This is a genomic window from Bordetella petrii (assembly GCF_020991325.1).
In the GTDB taxonomy this organism is placed as follows: domain Bacteria; phylum Pseudomonadota; class Gammaproteobacteria; order Burkholderiales; family Burkholderiaceae_B; genus Bordetella_A; species Bordetella_A petrii_E.
In genome coordinates this window covers 1-4,160 of the sequence record NZ_JAJMLX010000351.1, presented here as the reverse complement: position 1 = coordinate 4,160, position 4,160 = coordinate 1, and the positions used below count along the sequence as shown (strand labels likewise).

The window sequence follows — 4,160 nt, the reverse complement described above, 5'->3', positions numbered from 1 at the left end:
GTCGCGCGCCGCCGTGTCCGGATGCCCGGCCCGTCCAGCGTGGCGGCATCCGGCGTGCCGGCGCCGCAGAACAACGCCAGCACGAAGCTGCCATCCAGCTGCGACAGCCACCAGCCTTCGCCGCCCAGGGCGTCGCGCACCGGCGCGTCCAGCGCCACCGCGCCCGGCACCATGCGACCGGCAAAGGGTTCGGTATCGGGCGTGTTCAGGGGCGAATCCGTATACACGGTAGGCAGCGACAGCCGGCCGCTGTTGACCAGGGCGCGCGCGAACGCGTGGTCGCGCGCCAGGTTCAGCACCGCGTTGCGGAAGCTGCGGCTGGCCGGGCTTTTCGGGGTGATGAAGTCGGTAGAGCGCGTGGAATTCAGCAGGTTCTCGTCGGCGGCGAGTTCGCGCTCGGCCGCGTAGGAATCCACCAGTGTTGCGGGCGCCTGGCCGTCCAGCACGGCCTGCAGTTTCCAGGCCAGGTTCTCGGCGTCCTGCACACCGCTGTTGGCGCCGCGCGCGCCGAACGGCGACACGCGGTGCGCGGCGTCGCCCGCGAACACCACGCGGCCGTGGCGGAAGGCATCCATGCGTTCGCACGCGAACGTGTACACGCTGACCCACTGCAATTCGAATTGCGCATCGGCGCCCAGCAGGGCGCGGATGCGCGGCAGCACATTCGCGGGTTTCACCGCTTCCACCGGGTCGGCGTTCCAGCCCAGCTGGAAGTCGATGCGCCAGACATTGTCGGGCTGCATGTGCAGCAACACCGACTGGTTGGGATGAAAAGGCGGGTCGAACCAGAACCAGCGCTCGGCGGGAAAATCCGCCGTCATCTTCACGTCGGCGATCAGGAAGCGGTCTTTGAAGACGCGGCCATGGCTTTCCTGGCCCACCAGCTTGCGTATGGGGGAGCGCGCGCCATCGCAGGCCAGCAGCCATTCGGCGCGTAGCGCATAGCTGCCGTCGGGGGTTTCCACGGACAGGTCAACCCCGTCCGGGCGGGGGGAAACGCCCACCACCTTGCTTTTCCAGCGCAGGTCGATCAATGGGTGCGCGCAGGCGGCTTCGTACAGAAACCCCTCTACATAGTATTGCTGCACATTCACGAACGCCGGGCGGCGATGGCCGGGGTCGGGCTGCAGGTCGAAGCGCCAGACTTCCTGGTCGCGGAAGAACACCTTGCCCACATGCCACGACACCCCTTTCGCGGCCACGCGTTCGCCCAGTCCCAGGCGATCCCAGATTTCCAGGGTGCGCTTGGCGAAGCAGATGGCGCGGGATCCGGTGGACAGGCGGTAGTCGTCGTCCAGCACCACGACGGCCACGCCGCGCTGCGCAAGATCCAGCGCGGTGGTCAGGCCGACCGGGCCCGCGCCCACCACCACTACCCGGTGCGAGGCCGGGGCGGGGCACGATTGGTCGGCGTGCTTCTGATAGGCGAACTCCAGCGCCTGGTAGTCGATATCGGTCACGCATTGTCTCCTGGCGGCGAGCGCGGATCGCCTTGGCGCGCCGCGCCCTCTGTGGGGCACTGGCGCGGCCGATGCAGCTTATGAAGCGCGGTGCAAGTGCTTCCCCGGCAGCGTCTCGGGGACGGTAAAGCTCAGCCTTCCAACTGCTGCCACATTTCCCGGTCGCGCTTGTCCGTCCAGATGCGGGGGTCGACGTGGCCGGTGGCCTCGTCATAGGCGCGCGACACATTGAACGGCATGCAGTGGTCGAAGATGACCCAGTCGCTGTAGCGCGGCTGCATGAAGTCGTACACCTCGCGGTAAATGGTCTTCAGGTCCTTGCCGTGCGCCACGCCGCGGTTCACCGCGCCGTACAGGTCGGTCAGGAAGGCGCGCGTGCCGGCCAGGCCCTGGCGCACTTCCTCGGCGCTTTTCAGGGCGGGGCCGCGGCCGGGCACCATTTTCTCGGCATTGAAGCCGGCCAGCGCGTCCAGCGTGGACGGCCACAGCCGGAAGTACGCATCGCCGCAGTAGGGCGTGGACTGGTATTCCACCAGGTCGCCGGCGAACAGGATTTTCTGTTCGGGCAGCCAGGCGATGGTGTCGCCCTTGGTGTGGCCGCGGCCCACTTGCATCAGCTGCACTTCCAGATTGCCCAAGTTCACCGTCATGGCGCCCTGGAAGGTCATGGTGGGCCATACCAGGCCGGGCGGGATGGATTCGGCGTTGCGGAACAGGCGCGGAAAGCGGCCGATTTCGCTGGCCTTGTCCTGCTCGCCGCGTTCGGCGATCAGGTCGTGGGTATCGCGGCTGGCCAGGATTTCCTGGGCGTTGTAGGCCGACGCGCCAAACACGCGCACGGCATGGTAGTGCGACAGCAGGATGTACTTGACGGGCTTGTCGGTCACTTCGCGGATGCGGCGGATGACGTCTTGCGCCATCACGGGCGTGGCCTGCGTGTCCACCACCATGACGGCGTCGTCGCCGATGATGATGCCGGTGTTCGGATCGCCTTCCGCCGTATAGGCGTAGGCGTTGTCGGACAGTTTTTCGAACGCTACGACCTTGTCGGCAAGGTCGGCCTGCGAGGCGAATTGCTTGCTCACGGGTGTCTCCTGTAATGGGCAGCGGCCGTGGGCGGCCGCGGTCATGCAGGGAATATAGCCGTGCGTTCGTTTTTATGCAATACGTTCGCTATAGACGAACATTCGGGACGTGCTCCATCCCCCACGGGGGAGAACAGGCCTTAGCGGCGCTGGCAGGTGGGGCAGAAGTACGTGGCCCGCTGGCCTTGCACCAGCCGGCGGATAGGGGTGCCGCACACGCGGCAAGGCTGTCCGGCGCGCTCGTAGACGGCGGCGTGGATATCGAAGTAGCTGCCAGGTTGGCCGCTGGCGCCCACATAGTCGCGCAGCGTGCTGCCACCCGAGGCCAGGGCGTCGGCCAGGGTGGCGCGCACCATGTCGGCCAGCCGCGCGCAGCGCGCCAGGGAAAGGCGCCGCGCCGGGGTGCGCGGGTCGATACCGGCGCGGAACAGGCTTTCCGACGCGTAAATATTGCCTACCCCCACCACCGCGTCGCCGGCCAGCAGGGCCTGTTTCACGGCAATGCCGCGCCCCTTGAACTGGCTGTGCAGCCAGGCACCGTCAAAGCGCGGGTCGAAGGGTTCTATCCCCAGTTTGGCCAGCAGCGGGTGCGCGGCGATGGGACCGGCGCTGTCGGGGTGCCACAGCACCGCGCCGAAGCGGCGCGGGTCATGCAGCCGCAGCGTGGCATGGTCGAAGATCCAGTCGACGTGGTCGTGCTTGCGCGGGGCTTCGCCTTCCGGCACGCTGCGCAGCGACCCCGACATGCCCAGGTGCACGATTTGCGTGCCATGTTCGAAACGCAGCAGCAGGTACTTGCCGCGGCGCGCGCATTCCAGCACGGCGCGTTCGGCCAGCAGGCCGGGTAAATCGGTGGGAATGGGCCAGCGCATGCGCGGTTCGCGCACCACCAGGCGGCGCAGCGTCCTGCCTGTAATAACGGTATCGATGCCGCGGCGGGTGGTCTCGACTTCGGGAAGTTCCGGCATGAGCCAGTGTAAGATGATCAATTGCGTGTACAGATGATTGTGCCATCAACCGGACGGGCCGCGTGAAGTCGTTGCTTAAACAAGTTCATTCCGTAATCACCGCGCTGGCGCTCGCGCTGGCGGGTTTGCAGTCTTTGCCGGCCATGGCCGCCGACCGGGTCCCGGGCGATGCCACCGGGCCACGCCTGGTGCCGCAGTCGCGCACCCCCGAAACGCAGGTCATCCGGCTGCGTCCCGGCCAGATTCCGTTTGTTTCACTGACCGCCGATATTTTCTACCGCGTCCTGGCCGCCGAACTGGCCGCCCAGCGCGGCATGTACAGCACCGGGGCATCCACGCTGCTGAGCTTGTCGCGCGAAACCGGCGACCCGCGCCTGGCGCGGCGCGCCCTGGAATTCCAGTTGGCCGGCGGCAACCTGCCCGGCGCGCTGGACGCGGCCCGTGTCTGGGCCCGTCTGTCGCCGAACGATCTTGAAGCCAGCTCCACCGAACTGGCGCTGGCCGCGGCCAACGGCCAGACCAAGGGCCTGTCGCAGGCGCTGCGCAACCGCATCGAGGCCCCGCGCGACAAGCCTGCCGCCATCGGCCAGGCCCTGGCGGTGCTGAGCCGCCTGAACGACCGCCGCCTGGCGTTGCGCATCCTCGAC

At 67.6% G+C, this 4,160-nt stretch carries 3 protein-coding genes and 1 pseudogene; 1 reads left to right on the top strand and 3 read right to left on the bottom strand.

Annotation, left to right across the window (positions count from 1 at the left end):
- The 3 genes from LPZ50_RS22645 to mutM form a co-directional block, all read right to left on the bottom strand.
- A partial coding sequence (locus tag LPZ50_RS22645) for an FAD-dependent oxidoreductase (RefSeq protein ID WP_230665079.1) occupies positions 1 to 1,460 on the bottom strand: 1,460 nt, incomplete at its 3' end.
- Positions 1,461 to 1,591: 131 nt separating this feature from the next.
- The gene (locus LPZ50_RS22640; RefSeq protein WP_230665078.1) at positions 1,592 to 2,545 is read right to left on the bottom strand and encodes an MBL fold metallo-hydrolase; all 954 of its coding nucleotides are present in this window, start codon (positions 2,543 to 2,545) and stop codon (positions 1,592 to 1,594) included.
- A 140-nt stretch (positions 2,546 to 2,685) separates the two neighbouring features.
- On the bottom strand, positions 2,686 to 3,513 hold the full coding sequence (mutM, locus tag LPZ50_RS22635; protein WP_230665077.1) for a bifunctional DNA-formamidopyrimidine glycosylase/DNA-(apurinic or apyrimidinic site) lyase: 828 nt from the start codon (positions 3,511 to 3,513) through the stop codon (positions 2,686 to 2,688).
- Between mutM and LPZ50_RS22630 the strand changes: the two are divergent.
- Positions 3,512 to 4,160, top strand: a pseudogene (locus LPZ50_RS22630) (hypothetical protein); the annotation flags it as partial. The gene mutM and the pseudogene LPZ50_RS22630 sit on opposite strands and share 2 nt — an antisense overlap.